Source organism: Caenimonas sedimenti, from assembly GCF_007833165.1.
Taxonomy (GTDB): domain Bacteria; phylum Pseudomonadota; class Gammaproteobacteria; order Burkholderiales; family Burkholderiaceae_C; genus Ramlibacter; species Ramlibacter sedimenti.
The window spans coordinates 146,756-163,893 of record NZ_VOBQ01000003.1 but is presented as its reverse complement, the minus strand read 5'-3'; the positions used below and the strand labels follow the sequence as shown (position 1 = coordinate 163,893).

The 17,138-nt window shown below is 67.9% G+C and carries 24 protein-coding genes; 3 read left to right on the top strand and 21 right to left on the bottom strand.

Features of this window, described 5'->3' with window-relative positions; translation table 11 throughout:
- Positions 1-82: 82 nt before the first annotated feature.
- From FN976_RS04005 to FN976_RS03935, 15 genes are all read right to left on the bottom strand, one after another.
- Positions 83-847 (bottom strand): sulfite exporter TauE/SafE family protein, encoded by a 765-nt coding sequence (locus FN976_RS04005; protein WP_255440116.1) that lies wholly within the window; start codon positions 845-847, stop codon positions 83-85.
- Complete coding sequence (locus tag FN976_RS04000; protein WP_145891213.1) at positions 768-1,349, bottom strand: hemerythrin domain-containing protein; 582 nt, start codon at positions 1,347-1,349, stop codon at positions 768-770. Before FN976_RS04000 ends, FN976_RS04005 begins: the two co-directional genes overlap by 80 nt.
- A complete protein-coding gene (locus FN976_RS03995; protein ID WP_432417846.1) occupies positions 1,346-2,101 on the bottom strand; it encodes a helix-turn-helix domain-containing protein in 756 nt (251 codons plus the stop codon). Before FN976_RS03995 ends, FN976_RS04000 begins: the two co-directional genes overlap by 4 nt.
- A gap of 45 nt (positions 2,102-2,146) precedes the next feature.
- On the bottom strand, positions 2,147-2,527 hold the full coding sequence (locus FN976_RS03990; RefSeq protein ID WP_145891211.1) for a response regulator: 381 nt from the start codon (positions 2,525-2,527) through the stop codon (positions 2,147-2,149).
- Between the two features lie 114 nt (positions 2,528-2,641).
- Positions 2,642-3,295 (bottom strand): response regulator, encoded by a 654-nt coding sequence (locus FN976_RS03985; RefSeq protein ID WP_145891209.1) that lies wholly within the window; start codon positions 3,293-3,295, stop codon positions 2,642-2,644.
- Positions 3,292-4,347: a sensor histidine kinase gene (locus FN976_RS03980; RefSeq protein WP_255440115.1), complete on the bottom strand. Its 1,056-nt coding sequence runs from the start codon at positions 4,345-4,347 to the stop codon at positions 3,292-3,294. Before FN976_RS03980 ends, FN976_RS03985 begins: the two co-directional genes overlap by 4 nt.
- A 9-nt stretch (positions 4,348-4,356) precedes the next feature.
- Positions 4,357-4,608 carry a hypothetical protein gene (locus FN976_RS03975; protein ID WP_145891207.1) on the bottom strand — a complete coding sequence of 84 codons (252 nt, stop codon included), beginning with the start codon at positions 4,606-4,608 and terminating at the stop codon, positions 4,357-4,359.
- Between the two features lies 1 nt (position 4,609).
- The gene (locus FN976_RS03970) at positions 4,610-4,876 is read right to left on the bottom strand and encodes a FixH family protein (RefSeq protein ID WP_145891203.1); all 267 of its coding nucleotides are present in this window, start codon (positions 4,874-4,876) and stop codon (positions 4,610-4,612) included.
- 15 nt (positions 4,877-4,891) lie between these two features.
- Positions 4,892-6,307 (bottom strand): cytochrome c oxidase accessory protein CcoG, encoded by a 1,416-nt coding sequence (gene ccoG, locus FN976_RS03965; protein ID WP_145891201.1) that lies wholly within the window; start codon positions 6,305-6,307, stop codon positions 4,892-4,894.
- Between the two features lie 56 nt (positions 6,308-6,363).
- Positions 6,364-7,284 (bottom strand): cytochrome-c oxidase, cbb3-type subunit III, encoded by a 921-nt coding sequence (gene ccoP / locus FN976_RS03960; RefSeq protein ID WP_145891199.1) that lies wholly within the window; start codon positions 7,282-7,284, stop codon positions 6,364-6,366.
- 10 nt (positions 7,285-7,294) lie between these two features.
- Positions 7,295-7,432, bottom strand: coding sequence for a cbb3-type cytochrome oxidase subunit 3 (locus FN976_RS03955; RefSeq protein ID WP_145891197.1), 138 nt, complete (start codon positions 7,430-7,432; stop codon positions 7,295-7,297).
- Positions 7,433-7,442: 10 nt separating this feature from the next.
- Positions 7,443-8,072: a cytochrome-c oxidase, cbb3-type subunit II gene (gene ccoO / locus FN976_RS03950; RefSeq protein ID WP_145891195.1), complete on the bottom strand. Its 630-nt coding sequence runs from the start codon at positions 8,070-8,072 to the stop codon at positions 7,443-7,445.
- Between the two features lie 18 nt (positions 8,073-8,090).
- On the bottom strand, positions 8,091-9,524 hold the full coding sequence (gene ccoN / locus FN976_RS03945) for a cytochrome-c oxidase, cbb3-type subunit I (protein ID WP_145891193.1): 1,434 nt from the start codon (positions 9,522-9,524) through the stop codon (positions 8,091-8,093).
- A 62-nt stretch (positions 9,525-9,586) separates the two neighbouring features.
- The gene (gene ccoS / locus FN976_RS03940; RefSeq protein WP_145891192.1) at positions 9,587-9,724 is read right to left on the bottom strand and encodes a cbb3-type cytochrome oxidase assembly protein CcoS; all 138 of its coding nucleotides are present in this window, start codon (positions 9,722-9,724) and stop codon (positions 9,587-9,589) included.
- Between the two features lie 2 nt (positions 9,725-9,726).
- Positions 9,727-12,003, bottom strand: a complete 2,277-nt coding sequence (locus FN976_RS03935) for a heavy metal translocating P-type ATPase (RefSeq protein WP_145891190.1) — start codon at positions 12,001-12,003, stop codon at positions 9,727-9,729.
- A gap of 96 nt (positions 12,004-12,099) precedes the next feature.
- Between FN976_RS03935 and FN976_RS03930 the strand changes: the two genes are divergently transcribed.
- Genes FN976_RS03930 through FN976_RS03920 form a run of 3 tightly spaced genes read left to right on the top strand, consistent with a single transcriptional unit; the run spans position 12,100 to position 13,407 of the window.
- On the top strand, positions 12,100-12,543 hold the full coding sequence (locus FN976_RS03930; protein ID WP_145891188.1) for a universal stress protein: 444 nt from the start codon (positions 12,100-12,102) through the stop codon (positions 12,541-12,543).
- An 18-nt stretch (positions 12,544-12,561) separates the two neighbouring features.
- Positions 12,562-12,984 (top strand): universal stress protein, encoded by a 423-nt coding sequence (locus tag FN976_RS03925; protein ID WP_145891186.1) that lies wholly within the window; start codon positions 12,562-12,564, stop codon positions 12,982-12,984.
- Between the two features lie 45 nt (positions 12,985-13,029).
- On the top strand, positions 13,030-13,407 hold the full coding sequence (locus tag FN976_RS03920) for a TfoX/Sxy family protein (RefSeq protein ID WP_186510743.1): 378 nt from the start codon (positions 13,030-13,032) through the stop codon (positions 13,405-13,407).
- On the opposite strand, the gene dnaB is transcribed toward FN976_RS03920, so the two are convergent.
- The 6 genes from dnaB to FN976_RS03890 form a co-directional block, all read right to left on the bottom strand.
- Positions 13,404-14,807: a replicative DNA helicase gene (gene dnaB / locus FN976_RS03915; RefSeq protein ID WP_145891184.1), complete on the bottom strand. Its 1,404-nt coding sequence runs from the start codon at positions 14,805-14,807 to the stop codon at positions 13,404-13,406. The two genes, FN976_RS03920 and dnaB, sit on opposite strands and share 4 nt — an antisense overlap.
- A gap of 180 nt (positions 14,808-14,987) precedes the next feature.
- Positions 14,988-15,440 (bottom strand): 50S ribosomal protein L9, encoded by a 453-nt coding sequence (gene rplI / locus FN976_RS03910; protein ID WP_145891182.1) that lies wholly within the window; start codon positions 15,438-15,440, stop codon positions 14,988-14,990.
- Between the two features lie 11 nt (positions 15,441-15,451).
- Positions 15,452-15,733, bottom strand: coding sequence for a 30S ribosomal protein S18 (gene rpsR, locus FN976_RS03905; protein WP_145891180.1), 282 nt, complete (start codon positions 15,731-15,733; stop codon positions 15,452-15,454).
- Between the two features lie 9 nt (positions 15,734-15,742).
- Positions 15,743-16,039 carry a primosomal replication protein N gene (gene priB / locus FN976_RS03900; protein WP_145891179.1) on the bottom strand — a complete coding sequence of 99 codons (297 nt, stop codon included), beginning with the start codon at positions 16,037-16,039 and terminating at the stop codon, positions 15,743-15,745.
- A 10-nt stretch (positions 16,040-16,049) separates the two neighbouring features.
- Complete coding sequence (gene rpsF, locus FN976_RS03895; protein ID WP_145891177.1) at positions 16,050-16,415, bottom strand: 30S ribosomal protein S6; 366 nt, start codon at positions 16,413-16,415, stop codon at positions 16,050-16,052.
- A 182-nt stretch (positions 16,416-16,597) separates the two neighbouring features.
- Entirely contained in the window at positions 16,598-17,056 is a 459-nt protein-coding gene (locus FN976_RS03890) for a hypothetical protein (protein ID WP_145891175.1), read from the bottom strand.
- Between the last annotated feature and the right edge of the window lie 82 nt (positions 17,057-17,138).

The following is a 17,138-nucleotide window of genomic DNA, read 5'->3' as shown; positions in this document are numbered from 1 at the left end:
GGCGATCTCGTAGAGCCTGCCGACGTCCCTGACACTGAGGACGGCTTCCAGAAGCATCGTTTTCCTTGGTGACCAGCGGCCTTCACAGCCCGCACCACGCGGCGATGCGGTGCGCCGTTTCGCTCCACAGGCCCGCGGCCGCCGCCAGCACGAGGACGGCACCCGCCGCGCGGGTGCCCGCGCCCTGGCGGAACCGGTCGCCGAACGCATGGACGCGCGCCAGGAGCGCCGGAGCCATCGCCAGTGGAACGCCGCTCCCGAGGGCGAACAAGGCCATGGCGAGCGCGCCCTCGAGTGCATCGCCTGTGAGCGATGCCACGAGCAGGGCGGAGTAGAGCAACCCGCATGGCATGAAGGCCCAGAGCACCCCCGTCGCGAAGACGCCGCCACCGCGCGCCGCTTGCGGCCGCACGCGATCCCACACCCGGCGCCCGGCCAGCGCGACCCATTCGGGTTGCCGCGCCAGCACCAGCAATGTGAGGCCCCATGCCAGCACGCCGAGATGGAGCACGGTGAAGACGGGCCGCAGCACGGCCGCCTGCTGCGACAGCCAGGCGAAGGTTCCCACCGCTTGCGCCACGGCCGCCCCGGCGAGCGCATAGCCGGTCAGGCGCCCGCCCTGGAAAGCCCAGAGCGATCGCCACGGACCGCCCCGGCCGGCCCGGGCCACGCCAGCGCACGCCGCGCCGCACATCACGGCGCAGTGCGGTCCGCCGGCCAGTCCCATCAGCAGCGCGGTGGCCGCCAGAGCCGTGCTCATCGTCTGCTCACCCTGGATCGGCGACCCGTGCCACAGCGACGCCATGCCCGGGTACAGCCAGCGCGACGCGCGAAAGGAGCCGCTCATAGCCCGCCTTGCTCCCGCCCGCGAGTGGATCCGGCACGAAGGCGGCATCGAGTTCCACCCAATCGCTTGCATCCAGGAATTCGAGCGCCGCCGGCAGCAGTTCAGCCTCCTCGACGCGCATGTGCTCGAGGTAGAACCGCGCGTAGGCGTCGGCCGCCTCTTCGAACTCGGAACGCCGGCTTTCCCCGGCCAGCTCCCAGGCGAGCAGCTGGTGCTGCAGTTCGCGCACCCGGCCCTCGCCCCGCATGTGGTCGAACTCCAGCCGCCGGATCAAGGGCAGCAGCGCCGGCCGGGCCCGGGCGATCCTGGGAAAGAGCAGGTCCGACTCGCGCGGGTGGTGCAGCTTCTCCGGGAATTCGTCGATGTAGAACAGCATGGCCCGCAGCACGTCGAAGAAGCGCTCCGCGTCGTCGCCCGGCCCCTCGCGCAGCTTCAGCTGCAGCGCGTGCAGGACGGCGCGCAAGGCCGCGTGTTCATCGCGGATGACGGCGGCGGCTTTCAATGCACCCTCGCTTCGAATGCGCGCACCAGGCCCTCGAGGTCGACGATGCGGATGTGGCGCTTGTCGACCTGCAGCAGGCCCTGCGCCTGGAAGGCCGAGAATGCGCGGCTCACGGTCTCCAGCTTCAGGCCCAGGTAGCTGCCGATCTCGGCGCGCGACATGCGCAGGTGGAACTCGGTGGGCGAGTAGCCGCGCGCCTTCATGCGCTGGGAGATGTTCAGCAGGAAGGCCGCCAGCCGCTCCTCCGCGCTCATGCTGCCGAGCAGCATCATCAAGCCGTGCTCGCGCACGATCTCGCGGCTCATCAGCTTGCCGAGGATCATCTGCATGTCGGCGCTGCCGACCGCCAGTTCGGCCAGGGGCGCGTAAGGGATGGAACAGATCTCGGCGTCCTCCAGGGCGATCGCGGTGCTGGCGTGCGCGCCGTGGGCCAGCCCGTCGAGCCCCATCAGCTCGCCGGCCATGTGGAAGCCGCTCACCTGCTCGCGGCCGTCCTTGAGCATCAGGCTCGACTTGAAGGTGCCGCTGCGCACGGCGTAGATCGAGTGGAACTTGTCCCCGGCGTGGAAGAGGGGCTGCCCGCTCTTCACCTGGCGCCGGCTGAACTGGAGGCCGTCCAGCCGGTCCATGTCGCTGCCGGTCATGCCGCACGGCAGGCACAGGTCGCGCAGGTGGCAGGTGGAGCACTGCGTCTTGAGCGGCGCGATGGCCGGAGCCTGGCTGGTGCCACGGGGAAGATGGCGCAGGGGCACGGTGGCCTGGGAAGTGCTGGTGTTCACGTTTCTCGCTCCTCGAAGTCAATGCGTGCGGCAGGCGCGGACGACCGCGCCTGCCAGCTGGTCGAACTCGCCGCTCTTGTCCAGGAAGCCCACGGCGCCTTCGGCGAGGTAGCGCTTGCGGTAGGCCGGTCCGGCGTTGTTGGTGAAGACGATGAAGGCAATGCCGGGCGCCGCGCCGCGGACCGCCCGCAACACGTCCAGGCCGGTGCCGCCGTCGAGCTGGGCGTCGAGCACCACGACATCCGGCTGCGCGCCCAGGATCCCCGCGATGCAGGCGGCGGGGGTTTCCCCTTCACCGACGATGGCCATCTCCGACCCGGCCAGCAACACGGCGACACGCTGGCGGATGGCGGCGGAGTCGTCGGCGAGAAAGACCCTCAGTGGCTGGCTTGCGTCCATGTCCGGTACTTTGCCGGCGGCGACGCGTTCCGGACATCGGTGGCGGCTGAATCGCTGCCTCGTCCGACTCCGGGAGTGAGGGGTGGCGGACGGCTAGTCCGCCTAGGAAAATTCCTAGGAACCGGAGCCGTCGTCGGCCAACCCGTGGCGGATCGCATAGCGCACCAGTTCCGTCTGGTTCGCCAGCCCCAGCTTCTGCATCAGGTTGGCCTTGTGCGTGCTCACGGTCTTCACGGAGAGGTGGAGCTGGCCCGCGATGTCGGTGACGGACACCCCGGTCACGAGCAGCCGGAAGACCTCGAACTCCCGGTCCGACAAGGTCTCGTGCGGCGCCGCGGCGCTTGCGCCCGGCATGGCCCCGAGCGCGAGCTGCTCGGCGACTTCCGCGCTGATGTAGGCGCCGCCGGCCGCGATCTTGCGGATCGCCTGCTCCAGCTGCGCCGGCGCGCTCTCCTTGGTGAGGTAGCCGCTCGCGCCCGACTTGATGGCGCGGACGGCGTACTGCATCTCCTGGTGCATGCTCAGGACCAGGATCCGGAGCTTGGGCTTCTCGGCCTTCACCAGCTTGATCAGCTCCATGCCGCTGCGCCCCGGCATCGACAGGTCGAGCACGAGCACGTCGAATTCCAGTTCGCGCACCCGTTGCATCACCTCCGTGCCGTCACCCGCCTCGCCGGCCACGGTGAAATCCGCGACGTCGCCCACAATGCGCTTCAAGCCTTCGCGCACGATGGCATGGTCGTCGGCCAGCAGGATGCGGACCGTCATGCGGCCGCTCCCACCGGGATGCGGGCGCGAACGACCGTGCCTTGCCCTGGGGCGCTGGAGACCCGCACTTCGCCCTTGAGCAGGTGGGCCCGTTCGCGCAGACCGACCAGGCCGAGCGATTGCGGCTTGCGGGGCCCGGCCGTGTCGAACCCCGCACCATCGTCGCGCACCTCCAGCACCATGTCGCCGACTTCCCTCGCCACGCGCACCCAGGCCTGGCGCGCGCGCGCATGCTTGCCCACGTTGGCCAGCGATTCCTGGACGATGCGGAACACCGCCGTCGCGTACGGCTCCTCCAGTTCGAGTGCCTCATCCGCCTCCAGCGAGCAAGGAACGCCGGTACGCTGGCTGAAGTTCTGCACCGCCCATTCGATGGCGGGCACCAGGCCCAGGTCGTCCAGCACCAGCGGGCGCAAGTCGGACGAGATCCGCCGCGTGGCCGCCACGCTGGCATCGAGCAGCGCGAGCATCTGCGACAACTTCGCGGTAGCGCCGGCCGGGTCCTCCTGCAAGTTCTGGCGCACCCAGATGGTGTCCATCTTCAAGGCGGTCAGGGACTGCGCGAGTTCATCGTGCAGTTCCCGGGCGATGCGGCTTTTCTCCTGCTCCCGCACGCCGCTCGCCTCGGCGGCGAAGGCCGCGAGCTCCTCCTGCGCGCGCACGCGTTCCGTCACGTCACGCAGGATCACGGTGTAGACCGTGCCTTCGGCGGTGGCGAGCTGCGAGATCGACGCGTCGATCGGGAACTCTTCGCCGCTGGCGCGCAGGCCGTACACCAAGGTGCGGCCGCCCATGCGGCGGGAGGTGATGCCCGTGTGGCCGAACTGGCGGACCTGCGCCTCGTGACCGGCGCGGAAGCGCTCGGGGATCAGCATCTCCAGGCGCTGGCCCATCACCTGGTCGGCCCGCCAGCCGAAGATCTTCTCTGCGGCCCGGTTGTAGAGCACGATGCACTGGCCGGCATCGACCGAAATGATCCCGTCCATGGCCGAGTCGAGCAGGCCGCCGAGGCGCGCGGCGGCGGTGTCGCGGGTGGAGTCGGGTGCGGTCACCCGTGGAATTTACCCCAAGGTACGGCGCGCTTTGTCCACCTTCAGTTCGGCCGGCGAACTCTGCAGCCACGCGGTGAGCCCGCATGCGGCGCCGCTGACGGCCCAGAACGCGAAGAAGGCCGCCGTGTACGCCCCCTGGCGCGACCAGCCCAGCGCGTGGCCAGCCCAGTGCAGCTCCAGCGGGTCGACGAAGGCGAACACGGCCGCTTCGAGTGCGCAAGCCGCCAGGAAAGCGGGCCAGATCCAGACGAGCCGGCTCATGTCAGGGCGCCGCGGCGGGCGCCGGGGCCGGCGTGGCGGCATGGTTGCGGCCCTGCATGGCGGGCAGCAGCGACTTGTCGCGCAGCGTCTTGTTGATCCCGACGCCCCGCCGGTAGTAGTCCTGCGCCACCACCGGGTCCGGCCTGGCGATGGCGATCCAGACCGTCAGGATACCGGCCACCACGACCGTCGCCGGCCCCGCGATCAGCAGCCAGACGTGGCCGTGCTTCCACCAGGGCTCGGCGGGATGCTCATGCGGCTGCGACATGCTTGTCTCCTTCTTTCAACGTGGCACCAGGAAGACCGATTTCTCGCTCACGCGCGACTCGCCGGTGGCATCCTCGATGCGAAACAGGATGGGATGCGAGCCGGGCGTGGCCGACCCGTAGGGGATCTGCAGGCGGACCGCGACCCACCGCGACTCGGCCGGGCCCACCGAGGCTTCGGTCTCCGACGCCACGGAAAGGCCAGGCAGGCCCTCGGCCGCGATGCGATAGCGCTGCGGCCGTTCGGTGGCGTTCATCACCTGCAACCGGTAGACGTTCTCCAGCCGGCCACCCGCGACGATGCGCGACAGTGCGGCACGGTCGCGTACCACGTCCACCTTCAGCGGCGTCCGCAGGGCCAGGCTGAACATCATGCCGGCGACCAGCAGCAGCAGCAGCGTCGCATAGACGAGGACACGCGCACGCAGCACGCGCCGCCAGATGGCGTCGCGCCCAGCGCCGGCCGCCAGCGCCGCTTGCGTGGTGAAGCGGATCAGCCCGCGCGGATAGCGCATCTTGTCCATCACCCCGTCGCACACATCGACGCAGGCGGCGCAGCCGATGCATTCGTACTGCAGGCCCTGGCGGATGTCGATGCCGGTCGGACAGACCTGGACGCACAAGGTGCAGTCGATGCAAGCGCCCAGCCGCAATACGTGCAGGTCGTCGTTGCGGCCTCGCGTCCCGCGCGGCTCGCCGCGCGCCGTGTCATAGCTGACGACCAGCGTGTCCTTGTCGAACATGGCGCTCTGGAAGCGCGCGTATGGGCACATGTACTTGCACACCTGCTCGCGCAGGAAGCCGGCATTGCCATAGGTGGCCAAGGCATAGAAGAACACCCAGAACACCTCCCAGGAGCCCATGCGCGTCTGCAGGAACGCCAGGCCCAGGTCCTGGACGGGCGTGAAGTAGCCGACGAAGGTGAAGCCGGTCCACATCGCCAGCCCCAGCCACAGCACGTGCTTGAACCACTTCTTGACGAGCTTTTCCAGTGAGAACGGCCCGCCGTCGAGCTTCATGCGGGCGCCGCGCTCGCCCTCGACCTTGCGCTCGATCCAAAGGAACATCTCGGTGTAGACCGTCTGCGGGCAGGCGAAACCGCACCAGAGCCGGCCGGCCACCGCGGTGAAGAGGAACAGCGACAGCGCGCTGATCACCAGCAAACCCGTGAGGTAGATGAAGTCCTGCGGGTAGAGAACGTAGCCGAAGATGTAGAAGCGCCGGGCGGCCAGGTCGAAGAGGACCGCCTGCCGCTCGCCCCAGGGCAGCCAGGGCAGGCCGTAAAAGACGAGCTGGGTGAGTGCGACGAAGGCCCAGCGCCAGCGCGCATACAGGCCGTTGACGGAGCGCGGATAGATCTTCTGGTGCGACTCGTAGAGGGACTGGCCCTCCGCCGGGGCGGGGAAGATGGGAATCACTTTCATGGCATCCATGGTGCTGCGGCCGGGGCCCGGCGGGTTTGACCTGGATCAGGTGCGCACGGCTTTCCTCAGTGGCGAGGGGCCGGCGGCGGCCGGTTCGAGAGCCCCCAGACATACGCGCCCAGCACATGGATCTGCGCGTCCGTCAGCTTGCCGGATTGCGCGGGCATCGCGCTCGTCTTGCCGTGGTTGACGATGTCGATGATGGCCTGTTCGCCCCATCCATGCAGCCACACGTCGTCGGCGAGATTGGGAGCGCCCAGGGCGGGGTTGCCCTTCCCTGTGGCTCCATGACAGGCCGCGCACGCGCTGAACTTGCTCTTGCCGAGCTGCGCACGCAACGAGTCATGCGGCGCGTTCGACAGACTCAGCACGTAGTGCGCCACGTTCTTGACGTCATCGGTCGTGCCCACGGCCGCCGCCATGGGTGGCATCGCGCCGGTCCGTCCCTTGGTGATGCTCTCGGCGACCTGGCCGGGCGAGCCGCCATGCAGCCAGTCGGTGTCGGTCAGGTTCGGGAAGCCCTTGCTGCCGCGCGCGTCGGAGCCGTGGCACTGCGCGCAGTTGTTCATGAACAGGCGCTCGCCGATGGCCATGGCCGGGGCATCGCCCGCCAGTTCCTCGGGCTTGCGCGCGGTGAACTGCGCATACAGCGGCGCAAGCGCCTTGTCTGCCTGCGCCATCTCCGCCTCATACTCGCCGCGGGTGGACCACTTCAGCTCTCCCTCATAGGTGCCGAGGCCCGGGTAGGCCACCAGGTACAGCAGCGAGAAGACGATGGTGCCGATGAAGAGCCACACCCACCACATGGGCAGCGGGTTGTTCATCTCGGTCAGGTCGCCGTCCCATACGTGGCCGGTAGTGTTGTCGCTGGAGGCCGCCACCTTCTTGCGGGAGGTGATCCACAGCAGCAGCAGGCAGGCTGCGATGCCCACCAGCGTGGTAGCCGCCACGGCGATGGACCAGAAGGCATGGTTGAAATCGCTCATCGCTGCCCCTTCAGTCCTGGTCGAAGGGCAGCCTGGCCGCTTCCTCGAAGCGCGGTCCGTTGCTGCGCGCGTAAGCCCAGACGGCGATCCCGATGAAGGTGGCGAAGCTGGCGAGGGTGGCCGCGATGCGCAGCAGGGTGACGTCCATCAGTAAGCTCCTATTTCAGCGCGAGGCCTAGCGATTGCAGGTAGGCGACCAGGGCATCCATTTCCGTCTTGCCCTTGACGTCGGCGGCGGCCTTGGCGATCTCGCCGTCGGTGTAAGGCACGCCCACCATGCGCAATGCCTTCATGCGCGGCGCCATGTCGGCCGGATCCACGTTGGCCTTCTCCAGCCACGGGTAGGCCGGCATGTTCGATTCCGGCACCAGGTCGCGCGGGTTGTTCATGTGGATGCGATGCCACTCGTCGCTGTACTTGCCGCCGACACGATGCAGGTCCGGGCCCGTGCGCTTGCTGCCCCACTGGAAGGGGTGGTCATAGACGAATTCGCCGGCCACCGAGTAGTGGCCGTAGCGCAGCGTCTCGGCGCGGAACGGCCGGATCATCTGCGAATGGCAGTTGTAGCAGCCTTCGCGCAGGTAGATGTCCCGCCCGGCCAGTTGCAGCGCCGTGTAGGGCTTCACCCCGAGCACCGGCTCGGTGGTGGACTTCTGGAAGAACAGCGGGACGATCTCGACCAGGCCGCCGATGGCGATGACCAGCAGGATCAGCACGATCATCAGGAAATTGTTGGTCTCCACTTTTTCATGGGTGAATCCGGCGGCGGGGGTGCTGTTGTCGCTCATGGTGTGTGTTCTCTGCTTTCAGGCCGGTTGCGCAGCCGCCGGGATGACGGCCCGGGCGGAGCGGCCGTTGGCCACGGTCATCCAGGTGTTCCACGCCATCACGCACATCCCGCCCAGGTACATCAGCCCGCCCACCAGCCGGATCACGTAGAACGGGTAGGTGGCCTTCACGGATTCGACGAAGGTGTAGGTGAGGGTCCCGTCGGCATTGAGCGCGCGCCACATCAGGCCCTGCATCACGCCGGCGATCCACATGGCGGCGATGTAGAGGACGATGCCGATCGTGGCCACCCAGAAGTGCAGCTCGATCGCGGGCACGGAGTACATCTTCTTCTGGCCGAACAGGCGCGGGATCAGGTAGTAGAGCGAACCCATCGTGATCAGCCCGACCCAGCCCAGCGCGCCGGCGTGCACGTGGCCGACCGTCCAGTCCGTGTAGTGCGACAAGGCATTCACGGTCTTGATCGACATCAGCGGGCCCTCGAACGTGGCCATGCCGTAGAAGGAGAGCGCCACGATCATGAAGCGGAGCACCGGGTCGTCGCGCAGCTTGTGCCACGCACCGGAGAGCGTCATGATCCCGTTGATCATCCCGCCCCAGCTCGGCGCCAGCAGGATCAGCGAGAAGATCATGCCGATGGACTGCGTCCAGTCCGGCAGCGCCGTGTAGTGCAGATGGTGCGGGCCCGCCCACATGTAGGTGAAGATCAGCGCCCAGAAGTGCACGATCGACAGCCGGTAGCTGTACACCGGCCGCTCGGCCTGCTTGGGGATGAAGTAGTACATCATCCCGAGGAAGCCGGTGGTGAGGAAGAAGCCGACCGCGTTGTGGCCGTACCACCACTGGATCATCGCGTCCTGCACGCCGGCATACGCCGAGTACGACTTCATCCACCCCGCCGGGATGGCCGCGCTGTTCACCACGTGCAGCAGCGCCACCGCCAGGATGAATGCGCCGAAGAACCAGTTGGCCACGTAGATGTGCTTCACCTTGCGCGTGCCCACCGTGCCGAAGAAGACGATCGCGTAGGAGACCCACACGAACGTGATCAGGATGTCGATGGGCCACTCGAGTTCGGCGTATTCCTTGCCGGAGGTGTAGCCCAGGGGCAGGCTGACGGCGGCGGCGACGATCACCGCCTGCCAGCCCCAGAACGTGAACGAAGCGAGCTTCGGCATGAACAGGCGCACCTGGCAGGTCCGCTGTACCACGTAGTAGCTCGTGGCGAACAGCCCGCAGCCGCCGAAGGCGAAGATCACCGCGTTGGTGTGCAGCGGCCGCAGGCGCCCGTAGCTGAGCCACGGGATGCCGAAGTTGAGTTCAGGCCAGGCGAGCTGGGCCGCGATCAGCACGCCGACCGCCATGCCCACCACGCCCCAGACCACGGCCATCAGCGAGAACTGGCGGACGGCAGTGTCGTCGTAGGTCGTGGAAGCTGCGGGGTCGTTCATGGAGCACCTTGATGAGTAGCCGTCAGTGTCGAACCGCGCGCCGCCGCGGCGTTTGAGCGAGATCAATCGGAATGCAGAATCCGCTCGCCCTCGGCGTCGAGCGACTCGAACTGGCCACGCCAGACCGCCCAGGCCAGGCCGCCCAGCACGACGAGCGCCAGAGCCACCGACAGCGGAATGAGCACGAAGAGGATGTCCATGCTCAGTCTTCCCTCAGAACCGACAGCCGCGCCGCATTGGCGACGACGCCAAGCGAACTCAGCGCCATGCCCAGGCCGGCCAGCCAGGGCGGCATCGCGCCCGCGAGCGCCAGCGGCACGCAGACGGCGTTGTAGCCGGCCGCCCAGCCCAGGTTCTGGCGCATCACGCGGCGCGCACGCCGGGCCTGGCGCAACAGCAGCGGCACGGCGTCCAGGCGGCCGCCGAGGACGATGAAGTCGGACCGCGCCTGTGCGACGGGGACACCCTCCCCCATGGCGATGGACACGTCGGCGCGCGCGAGCACCGGGCCATCGTTCATGCCGTCGCCCACCATTGCGACGCGCCGGCCCGCGGCCTGAAGCGATTCGACGCGTGCCAGCTTGCCGGCCGGCGTGCTGCCCCCTGCCGCGCGGGGGATGCCCGCCCGCAATGCCAGGCGCTGCACGGCGGCGTCGTGGTCGCCGGAGAGCACCTCGACGTCCAGCCGCATCCGCTGGAGCGTCCCGATCGCCTGCATCGCCCCGGGCCGCAGTGTTTCGTCGAGTTCGAAGCTGGCAATCCATCCGGCATCGTCGGCCAGGTGGACCGCGGTGGCCGCGCCGCCGGCCGCACGGCAGAAGGCCGCCGAGCCCAGCCGCAAGCGGCGCGGCTGCCACCCGCTGTCCCCGGCCACCAGGCCCGTGACACCAGCGCCGGGGTGCTCCTCGACTCCGGAGGCCGTCCAGCCCACGCTGCCCGCCATGGCGGCGATCGCGCGTGAGGCAGGATGCAGCGAATGCCGGGCCAGCGCGGCGGCGAACCGCAGCGCATCCCCTTGCGCCGTCCCGGGCCGCGTGTGGATGGCCTGGACCGACATGCGGTCCACGGTGAGCGTGCCCGTCTTGTCGAACACCACCGTGTCCAGCGACGCGGCGGCCTCGAGCGCTTCGAGCCTGCGCACCAGCACACCGCGCCGTGCCAGCGCGCCGGCAGCGGCGAGGCTGGCGGCCGGCGTGGCCAGCGAGAGCGCGCACGGGCAGGTGACGATCAGCACGGCGACGGCAACGCTCAACGCCTGGCCTGGCCCTTGGGGCCACCACCACAACGCGGCCCCGGCAGCGGAAACGAGCACAAACACGAGAAAGGGCGACGCGATCCGGTCCGCGAGCTGGGCGAGCTTGGGTTTGTCCGCCGCCGCACGCTCCATCAGGGCGACGATCTCGCCGTGGCGCGTCGCCGCGCCCACGCGTTCGACGGCCACGCGCAGCGTGCCGGTCAGGTTGTGGCTGCCCGCTACCACGGGGTCGCCGGCCGCGCGCGCGAGCGGCGTCGATTCGCCGGTCAGCAAGGCCTCATCCACCCGGCTCCTGCCGGTGAGAACCTTGCCGTCGGCGGGAATGATTTCGCCGGCGCGCACTTCGACCTGGTCGCCGGCGGCCAGGTGGCGCACGGCGACGGATTCCAGCGTGCCATCCGGCTTCACCCGGACCGCGGTCTGCGGCAAGCGCCGCGCCAGCGCCTCCAGGGCACCGGCGGTCCGGCCACGCAGCCGCTGCTCCAGCAGCCGGCCGGACAACAGGAAGAACACGAACATGGTCACGGAGTCGTACCAGGCCTCGCCGGCAAACACGCCTTGGGGATCGATCGTCGAGGCCACGCTCGCGCCGAACGCGATCGCGACGCCGAGCGCCACCGGCACGTCCATCCCGACGCGCCCCGCGCGCAGGTCCCGCCACGCCGCGGCAAAGAAGGGCTGGCAGGAAAAGAGCAGCACCGGCAACGTCAGCAGGCACGAGGCCCAGCGCAGCAAGGCCGCGACGTCAGGCGTCATCTCGCCCGGTCCCGCGACGTACGCCGGTGTGGCATACATCATCACCTGCATCATGCAGAAGCCGGCGACCAGCCAGCGCCACAACAGCAGCCGCCCGGCCGCGTGACGCGACAAGGCCGCGAGCTGGTCACCCGCCGGGATCGCTCCGTAGCCGGCCTTGCGCAGCGCCGGCCACCACTGCGACGGGCGACCGTCCTGCGGCGACCAGGTGATGCGCGCAATCGCCGTGGCGCCGTTGACCGACACCCCGCGCACGCCGGGCAGCCCGTTGAGCGCCTGCTCGATGGCGAGCGAGCACGCCGGGCAATGCATGCCTTCGATCGCCAGGTAGGACTCCCAATCCGTGCCGTCAGTGCCCACAGGGCGGCTGAATGCCTGCCACTCCTGCCGCTCGTCCAGCAACGTGGTCCCCGCCTCGGTGTGCGGCAGGCCCGCGGGCAGGGCAACGGACAGAGTGACAGGAGGCATCGGCCAAGCCTAAAGGTGCAGGGATGCGGGCCCTTTGACCTGCATCAAGCCCGCACCCCAACGGCCATCTATGCTCCATCGCACAGGAGATCCACCATGTACCGTCGCATCCTCGTTCCCACCGATGGGTCCACGCTGTCCCGCAAGGCGACGCGCCACGCCATCGGGCTCGCCGGCGCCCTGGACGCCGAACTGGTCGTCCTGAACGTGGTTCCACGCTATCCCACGGCCTATTTCGAGGGTGGCGTTTCGCTGGAATCCTCGCAGGTCGCCCGCATCGAGAAGCAGTGGGCGGAGCAAGGCCAGGCCGTGGCGGCCCAGGTGCAGGCCGCCGCGACGGCGGCCGGGGTGAAAGCCAAGGCCGTGACCATGCATGCCGACCTGGTGGCCGAAACCATCCTGGCGGCGGCGCGCCGGCACAAGTGCGACCTGGTGGTGATGGCTTCGCACGGCCGAAAAGGGCTGAAGCGGCTGCTGCTCGGCAGCGAAACGCAGCACGTGCTGACGCACGGCACGATCCCCGTCCTCGTGCTGCGTTGAAGCAGAGAAAGAAATTCCATGAAGATCCTGATCCCCGTCGACGGCAGCGCCTACACGAAGAAGGCGCTCGCCTTCCTGGTCACCCATGAAGGCCTGGCGGGCGCGGCGCCCGAAATCCTGGTGCTGCATGTGCAGCCGCCCATGCCGCCGCGCGTCAAGACGATGGTCGGCGCGGCCGCCGTCCGTGACTACCAGCGTGAAGAGTCCGAGAAGGTGCTGCAGCCCGTGGACCGCTTCCTGCGGCGCCACGGAATCACGGCGGAATGCCGCTGGGTGGCCGGTCACGCCGGCGAAGAGATCGTGCGTGCGGCCGCGCGCGACAAGGCCCAGATGATCGTGATGGGGACGCACGGCCACGGCCTCGTCGGGCGAGCGCTCATGGGCAGCGTGGCCCAGCGCGTCGTGACCGACTGCACCGTCCCCGTCCTGCTGGTGAAGTAGCGCGGCGCGCGTTTCCCGGGTTGCCGCACAATATGGCGCCAACCGATGACCAGATCCGACTTCACCGACTTCGTCGTGGAACAGATGGCCGGCCTCGGCGGGGTGGAAGCCCGCCGCATGTTCGGCGGCCGCGGCGTCTTTCGCGCGGGTCTCATGTTCGCCCTGATCGCCGATGACATGCTGTATTTCAAGACCGACGAGGCCAACGTGGGCCGCTTCGAAGGCCGCGGCCTGCCGCCCTTCACGTACCTCGCCAAGGGCGAAAGGAAGTCGCTGCGCTACTTCCAGGCCCCGCCGGAAGTGTTCGACGAGGCGCAGGCCATGACCGAATGGGCGCGCGATGCGTTCGAATGCGCGCTGCGCAACCAGAAACCCAAGGCGGCGAAGCCGAAGTCCGCCGCCCGGAAGAAAGCCAGCCGCTAGAAGTCCGCGCTGCCCGAAGCCAGGCTCTCGAAGCGCGTCAGCTCCTTCATGAAAGCCAGCTTGACGGTGCCGGTCGGCCCGTTGCGCTGCTTGCTGATGATGATCTCGGCGACGCCGGGCTCCTTGGAGTCCTTGTTGTAGTAGTCGTCGCGGTAGATGAACATGATGACGTCGGCGTCCTGCTCGATGGCGCCGGATTCACGCAGGTCGCTCATCATCGGGCGCTTGTCGGTGCGGGATTCGACGCCGCGCGACAGCTGCGACAGCGCGATCACCGGACACTGCAGTTCCTTGGCGAGCATCTTCAGGCCGCGCGAGATTTCACCCACCGCGGTGGCACGGTTCTCGTCGTTCATCGAGGCCGAGGTGCTCATGAGCTGCAGGTAGTCGACGACGATCAGGCCGAGCTTGCCGCACTGGCGTGCCAGCCGGCGCGCATTGGCGCGCAGCTCGCTGGTGGTGAGGCCGGGCGTCTCGTCGATGTGCAGCGAGATGTTGCGCAGCTTCTCGATGGCTTCCGTGAGGCGCGGCCATTCGTCGTCCCTCAGCTTGCCGGTGCGCAGGTGCATCTGGTCGATGCGGCCGATGGAGCCGACGATGCGCACCGCGAGCTGGCTGGCGCCCATTTCCATGGAGAACACGGCGACCGGCAGGCCTTCGTTCAGCGCCACGTGCTCGGCGATGTTGATCGCGAGCGCCGTCTTGCCCATGGAAGGCCGCGCAGCCAGCACGATCATGTCGCCGGCCTGCATGCCCGAGGTCATGCGATCCAGGTCGTAGAAGCCGGTCGGCACGCCCGTGATGTCGTTCGGGTTGTCCGCCATCTCCTGCACGCGGTCCAGCAGCTGCACGACCAGGCTGTCCATGCCCTGGAAGCCCTGCTTCATGCGCGAGCCCTCTTCCCCGATGTGGAAGATCTTCTGCTCCGCCTCGTCCAGGATCTTGTCGACCGCCTTGCCCTGGGTGTTGAAAGCGGCCGTGGCGATCTCGTCGGAGGCGCTCACCAGCTTGCGCAAAATGGAGCGCTCGCGCACGATCTCCGCGTAGCGGCGGATGTTGCCCGCACTCGGCACGTACTGGGCCAGGGCGTTGAGGTACGGCAGCCCGCCGATCTCCTCGGCCTTGCCGAGGCTTTGCAGCTGCTCATAGACCGTGATCACGTCCGCCGGCCGCGTGGCGTTGATCAGGCCCCCGATCGAGGCGTAGATCAGCCGGTGCTCGTAGCGGTAGAAGTCGCTGTCGGTCAGCAGGTCGCCCACGCGGTCCCAGGCGCCGTTGTCCAGCAGCAGGCCGCCCAGCACGCTGGACTCGGCCTCGATGGAGTGCGGCGGGATGCGCAGCTGCGCCACCTGCCGGTCGCGCGGAAAATCGTCGTCGACGGCGCTCAGGACTGCGGACATGGGACCCTTCTCTTCAACCGGCAAGCTTAAGTTCGACGCGGCCGCGCGTCTACGGACAAGTCTGCTGACAACCTGTGGATGACGCTGTAAAACCGGTGGTCAGAATAGGAAAGGCCGCCCCGAGAGGCGGCCTTGACAAGAACAAGGACGAGGCGCCGACAGGTGCCTCGTTATCGTCCGTTAAGCTGTTTCGCCGTAGACAGTGACCGTGATCTCCACCACCACATCCGTGTGCAGCGCCACCGAAACCGTGCTGTCGCCGACCATCTTGATCGGGCCGGTGGGCATGCGCACCTGCGCCTTGGCGACGGGGAAACCGAGCTTGGTCAGCTCTTCGGCGATGTCGTGGTTGGTGACCGAACCGAACAGGCGGCCGTCGACGCCGGCCTTCTGCGTGACCTTGACGGTGGTGCCGGAGAGCTTCTCGCCCTGGGCTTGCGAATCGGCCAGCTTCTTGGCGGCAGCCTTCTCGAGTTCGACGCGCTTGGCTTCGAACTCGGCCTTGTTGGCTTCGGTGGCGCGGCGGGCCTGGCCGTGCGGGATCAGGAAGTTGCGGGCGTAGCCGTCTTTCACCTTGACGATCTCGCCAAGGTTGCCGAGGTTCACCACTTTTTCGAGCAGGATGACTTGCATGGTGTTCGTCCTCAGATGCGGTGCTGGTCGGAATACGGCAGCAGCGCCAGGAAGCGCGCGCGCTTGATGGCGGAGTTGAGCTGGCGCTGGTAGATCGCGCGGGTGCCCGTCAGGCGCGCCGGGATGATCTTGCCGTTCTCGGAGATGAAATCGCGCAGGGTGTCGATGTCCTTGTAGTCGATCTCTTCGACGTGCGCGACGGTGAAGCGGCAGAAGCGCTTGCGCTTGAACAGCAGCGACTGGGTGTTGCGCTTCGGACGCTTGTCCTTGTTGAATTTCTTGAACGTGGCCATTGGGGACCTCTAGGAAAAAGTATCTTGCTGAAATGACTGGATGTGCAGGACCGGGTGCTTGCCGTTGCGCGGCGCCGCCAGGAAGCCCGTGAACCGGAATTCGCTGCCGATCGCCTGGCGCACCAGGGTCTCCGCCGCGGTCCCGAAGGCCACCGCCTTGAGCTCCAACTTCACCTGCCTCGTCTGCCCGGCTTCGACCAGTTCCGACTCGTGTTCGAGCCGCAGGTCGATCGCTGGCAGTCCGGCGGGGGTGTAGCGCAGGGCCGCAGCCTCCGCGATACGGGCGCTCAGGACGGTCTGGTTCACCCCATCTGGATTACGACTGGAACTCCGCCTGCTGCTGCTTGCGGGCTTCCTCGCGTTCCACCGTCTTCATCATGGACGACGGGCCGGTGTCGGCCTTCTTCTTCACCACGGTCAGGTGGCGCAGCACGGCGTCGTTGAAGCGGAAGGCGTGTTCCAGCTCGCTCATCACGGCGTTGTCCGCCTCGATGTTGATGCACAGGAAGTGGGCCTTGGCGAGCTTGTTGATCTGGTAGGCCAGCTGGCGGCGACCCCAGTCCTCGACACGGTGCACCTTGCCGTTGCCGGTGGTGATCATGCCCTTGTAGCGTTCCAGCATGGCCGGAACCTGCTCGCTTTGATCCGGGTGGATCAGCAAGACGATTTCATAGTGACGCATTGAGACTCCTTGTGGATTCAGCCACCCCCGGCGTCGGAAGTTGGGGTGTGGCAAGGGGAAAACCTATGGTTTCGGTGAAGGCTAACAACTGCCCGCAGGGCTTGTTATGCCGGAACCAAAGCCCGCGATTATAGCCCGAAGCTCACGGCCGCCCTTCCGTCGCTTCCGCACCGCCCGCAGAGCTAGTCGTTCAGCGCCCGATCCAGGGTGGCGAAACGCTCGTCGCCCACCGCTTCCCGGATGCGCGGTGCCAGGGCCAGCAGGTCCATGTAGTTGGTCGTGGCCTCGACGGCGGACTTGAGCCGGTAGTTGCGCAGCCCCAGGCCCGCGGTCAGCAGCGTGGCGATGGGATACGCCTCGTCGAAACGGTCTTCCAGGGTCCGCGCCGAACGCTTGGCCTCCAGCTTGGCCGCGTTGGCATGCATGGCCGCGAGACCCGCGGGCACCTCCCGCACCAGGCCGAGTTCCATCAACTTGTCGATGTCCGCACGCGTCACGCCGCCGGCAGCAGTGGCCGCCAGCACCTCGTTCAGCGCCTTCTTGCCGTCGATCAGGATGAATGCGGCCCGCTGCTTCGGCGTCAGCTGCACCGAGCGGTCCCTGAGAACGCGGTGTCCTTCGTCTGTCTTGCCGATGATCATTTCGCCTCCGTCGTCGCTTCCCTGCCGACAGGACCCGAGTTTGCCCAAAAAAAAGCCGCCCGGCCAGCCGGGCGGCTTTCAC

Bases quoted from the DNA above. Each gene is read 5' to 3' on its own strand.
- FN976_RS04005 (WP_255440116.1), bottom strand. From the start codon at position 847: ATGAGCGGCTCCTTTCGCGCGTCGCGCTGGCTGTACCCGGGCATGGCG.
- FN976_RS03990 (WP_145891211.1), bottom strand. From the start codon at position 2,527: ATGGACGCAAGCCAGCCACTGAGGGTCTTTCTCGCCGACGACTCCGCC.
- FN976_RS03985 (WP_145891209.1), bottom strand. From the start codon at position 3,295: ATGACGGTCCGCATCCTGCTGGCCGACGACCATGCCATCGTGCGCGAA.
- FN976_RS03975 (WP_145891207.1), bottom strand. From the start codon at position 4,608: ATGAGCCGGCTCGTCTGGATCTGGCCCGCTTTCCTGGCGGCTTGCGCA.
- FN976_RS03970 (WP_145891203.1), bottom strand. From the start codon at position 4,876: ATGTCGCAGCCGCATGAGCATCCCGCCGAGCCCTGGTGGAAGCACGGC.
- ccoG (WP_145891201.1), bottom strand. From the start codon at position 6,307: ATGGATGCCATGAAAGTGATTCCCATCTTCCCCGCCCCGGCGGAGGGC.
- ccoP (WP_145891199.1), bottom strand. From the start codon at position 7,284: ATGAGCGATTTCAACCATGCCTTCTGGTCCATCGCCGTGGCGGCTACC.
- FN976_RS03955 (WP_145891197.1), bottom strand. From the start codon at position 7,432: ATGGACGTCACCCTGCTGCGCATCGCGGCCACCCTCGCCAGCTTCGCC.
- ccoO (WP_145891195.1), bottom strand. From the start codon at position 8,072: ATGAGCGACAACAGCACCCCCGCCGCCGGATTCACCCATGAAAAAGTG.
- ccoN (WP_145891193.1), bottom strand. From the start codon at position 9,524: ATGAACGACCCCGCAGCTTCCACGACCTACGACGACACTGCCGTCCGC.
- ccoS (WP_145891192.1), bottom strand. From the start codon at position 9,724: ATGGACATCCTCTTCGTGCTCATTCCGCTGTCGGTGGCTCTGGCGCTC.
- FN976_RS03935 (WP_145891190.1), bottom strand. From the start codon at position 12,003: ATGCCTCCTGTCACTCTGTCCGTTGCCCTGCCCGCGGGCCTGCCGCAC.
- FN976_RS03930 (WP_145891188.1), top strand. From the start codon at position 12,100: ATGTACCGTCGCATCCTCGTTCCCACCGATGGGTCCACGCTGTCCCGC.
- FN976_RS03925 (WP_145891186.1), top strand. From the start codon at position 12,562: ATGAAGATCCTGATCCCCGTCGACGGCAGCGCCTACACGAAGAAGGCG.
- FN976_RS03920 (WP_186510743.1), top strand. From the start codon at position 13,030: ATGACCAGATCCGACTTCACCGACTTCGTCGTGGAACAGATGGCCGGC.
- dnaB (WP_145891184.1), bottom strand. From the start codon at position 14,807: ATGTCCGCAGTCCTGAGCGCCGTCGACGACGATTTTCCGCGCGACCGG.
- rplI (WP_145891182.1), bottom strand. From the start codon at position 15,440: ATGCAAGTCATCCTGCTCGAAAAAGTGGTGAACCTCGGCAACCTTGGC.
- rpsR (WP_145891180.1), bottom strand. From the start codon at position 15,733: ATGGCCACGTTCAAGAAATTCAACAAGGACAAGCGTCCGAAGCGCAAC.
- rpsF (WP_145891177.1), bottom strand. From the start codon at position 16,415: ATGCGTCACTATGAAATCGTCTTGCTGATCCACCCGGATCAAAGCGAG.
- FN976_RS03890 (WP_145891175.1), bottom strand. From the start codon at position 17,056: ATGATCATCGGCAAGACAGACGAAGGACACCGCGTTCTCAGGGACCGC.